Source organism: Amycolatopsis kentuckyensis (genome assembly GCF_002155975.1).
Classification (GTDB): Bacteria; Actinomycetota; Actinomycetes; order Mycobacteriales; family Pseudonocardiaceae; genus Amycolatopsis; species Amycolatopsis kentuckyensis.
In genome coordinates this window covers 1-2,790 of the sequence record NZ_MUMI01000786.1, presented here as the reverse complement: position 1 = coordinate 2,790, position 2,790 = coordinate 1, and the positions used below count along the sequence as shown (strand labels likewise).

General features: G+C 70.9%; 2 protein-coding genes and 1 pseudogene. All 3 read right to left on the bottom strand.

The window, feature by feature from the left end; genetic code table 11:
* Positions 1 to 1,209 (bottom strand): annotated as a pseudogene (locus tag CCN39_RS47875) (glycoside hydrolase family 15 protein); the annotation flags it as partial.
* 130 nt (positions 1,210 to 1,339) lie between these two features.
* Positions 1,340 to 2,035: a TetR/AcrR family transcriptional regulator gene (locus tag CCN39_RS47870; RefSeq protein ID WP_086853832.1), complete on the bottom strand. Its 696-nt coding sequence runs from the start codon at positions 2,033 to 2,035 to the stop codon at positions 1,340 to 1,342.
* 49 nt (positions 2,036 to 2,084) lie between these two features.
* Positions 2,085 to 2,790: glycerate kinase family protein (locus CCN39_RS47865; protein WP_143264476.1), on the bottom strand; the 706-nt coding region annotated here is incomplete at its 5' end.

The window sequence follows — 2,790 nt, the reverse complement described above, 5'->3', positions numbered from 1 at the left end:
GTCGCCGGCCGTGGGGCTGCCGATCCACTGCGAGTTCCAGAGGAACTGGGCCATTCGCTTGGCTTGGGCGGTGTCTCCCGCGGCCAGGAGGCCGGTTGCCTGCTGGTAGAGGTCGCGGCCCCAGACTCGGTGGTAGCCGTCGTTGAGGTGGTCTCCGTTCGTGAAGTCGCCCCAGGGGGTGGCCAGGCCCGCGACGCTTGCGCCCGGGTGTTGTTTGTCCTCTGCCGTCTTCAGGGCCATTGCCGCGACGTAGTAGGTGCGGCGTCGTTGCGTGTCTCCGGAGACGCTCGCCGGGGCTGGTGCGAGGCTGTTCACGTACGTGTTCCAGCCGCTCCGGTAGGACGTCGACACTGCGGTGAACCCACTGCTCAGCGAGCCGCTTGCGCTGGACGTCGCCGCCGCTGCCGTGGAGCCGTAGCCGAGGGCGACGGTGAACGTCGTGTCCGTTCCCACCGGGATCTGGCCGCACTGGACCACGTTGCCGTTGCCGGCGATGGCGTCGAACTGGTTGTTCAACGTCTTGTCGGCGCGCAGGTCGGCCAGGCAGTCGCTGGCTGCGCCCGTGTAGCCGTTGTCGTGCGCGGTGAAGCCTGTGGAGGCGCGCAGGGCCGAGACGACCGTGGTGGGCGTTCCCCCGAACAGGGTTTCGGTTCCGCTCGCCAGGAGGCCGGTTCCGTCCCACCAGGCGTTGTCGTTCGCGCCGCCGCCCGCCATCGACGGGTTGGCCAGGAGGTAGAGGCGGTAGGTCCCGCCGTCCAGGGACTGGAAGCGGGTGTTCGTGAGCAGGGTCGCGCGGGACGGGTCGGTCGCGTAGTTCGTGGTGATGCGGTACTTGCCGCTCTTCGCCGTGTTGGTGATCGTGTACTGGAGGGCCTTCTCGTCCGGCATGGTCACGACGTGGTTGGTCGCGTCGCGCTCGAGGTCCACGAACGTGGTGCCGTCGGTGACGATGTACTGCATGTCCTGCATGTTCGGGACGTCCGCGCGGGGGTAGAAGACTTCCGACGTGACGCCGTTGGCGACGGTGAACCAGACCGGGCTGGTGGTCGTCGTCGAGGTTCCCAGGGCCGACTTGTTGCCTGTCGCCCACGACGCACCACCACCGCAGCAGTCGGTCGCGGTGCCACTCGCCAAGGCCGTGCCGGGCAGTGCCGCGGCGAGCAGAACTCCTGCTCCGGCGCAGGCCATGACTGCTTTCCACCTGATCATCGGGACCCTCCGACGGCGTTGTCGTCAATATGTTGTGGGCCGCAACATATTGGGCCGTTCCGCGGTGACAAGCAATGTCCGATCGGACTGGATCGATTCTGCCGCGACGGCCGGGGTCCCCTCGGGGCACTTACGCGTCCGCGATGCGGTCCAGCCACTCGGCCAGGAGGGTGCGCTCGGCTTCGGTCAAGGCCGTGGCGCCTGCCAGGCCGGCCCGGAGCGCTATGGCGCGCTCCGGCAGATCCGACCCCGTCGGCTCTTCGGTGCCGGTGAGGATGCGGGCCAGCACCGTCTCGCGGGCGGTCACCGACAGCTCGGGGTCGCGGTCGCCCTCCGGGGTCGCGATCTGCGTCAGCACCACGCCCATGCCGGCCGCGTGCGTCAAGCGCGCCGCTCGCTCGACGCTCACCCTGAGCCTGCCCGCCGCCGCGACTCGCTCGACGATGGCCCGCAGCATCCCCTCCGCTTCGCGGGCCGCCGGTGACGTGCGGCCCGGGCGCGCGTCGCCGTACATCAGCACGTAGAACTCCGGGCGGGACAAGCCGAACTCGATGTGCAGGTCCCAGCCTCGGCGGAGGTCCTCCACCGGGTCGCCCGTCGAGCCCATTTCGCGCTTGCTCTTCAGGTACTGGTCGAAGCCGTACGCCGCGACCGCGTCCAGCAAGCCGTCCTTGTCCCCGAAGAGGCGGTACAGCGCCGGGGGCTGGACGCCCGCCGCGGCGCTCACCGCCCGGGTCGACAGCCCGTCTCGGCCTTCCGCCGCCAGCAGTGCCGCCGCCGCTTCGAGGATGCGCTCGCGGGTGTCCACCGCCGTCTTCGTTGCCATGGTTTCAATGATAACAACTCTTCGGTAGCACCCGTACCCCGCAACGCGATCACCTCGACGGGGAGAAGTAGTCGATCGCCACTCGGTGCGCCAAGCGGCGCAGGAGCGGTGCCGCCTCCGCCATGCAGCGCGCCGGATCCGGTTCCAGGTCGGTCAGGGCGTACGCGGCCGAGATGCCCGCCTGCCGGAGTTCCGCCGGGGACAGCCGGCAGCGGCCGGAGACCGCGACGCACGGGATGCCCGCGGCCGCCGCGGCGCGAGCCACCCCGGCCGGGGCCTTGCCGGACAGGGTCTGCTCGTCGAGGGATCCCTCGCCGGTGATGACCAGCGAGGCTCCGGTCAAGGCCGCGTCGAATCCGAGCAGGTCCAGGAGCAGCTCGATGCCGGGCCGCACGCGGGCGCCCAGTACCGCCATCGCCGCGAAGCCCACTCCCCCGGCCGCACCGGCGCCCGGCCGCTGCGCGAACTCCGGGCCGGCGATCGAGGCCCAGTGCCGCAGTGCGGCGCCGAGGGTCTCGACGTCGCCGGGTGACGCGCCTTTCTGTGGTCCGTAGACCGAAGCCGCTTCGTCCAGCGGGTTCTCCACGTCGCACGCCAGCTCGATGTCCACTTCCGGCAGGGCGGACAGGTCCAGCGAAGCGAGCCGGGAAAGCGCAGCACCGCCGAAGGGGAGTTCCCGGCCCGCCTCGTCGAGGAGCCGGGCGCCCAGTGCGGTCAGCAGGCCCGCCCCGCCGTCGGTGCCCGCGCTGCCGCCG

Coding starts and splice junctions, on each gene's coding strand:
- CCN39_RS47870 (WP_086853832.1), bottom strand. CDS start 2,035: ATGGCAACGAAGACGGCGGTGGACACCCGCGAGCGCATCCTCGAAGCG.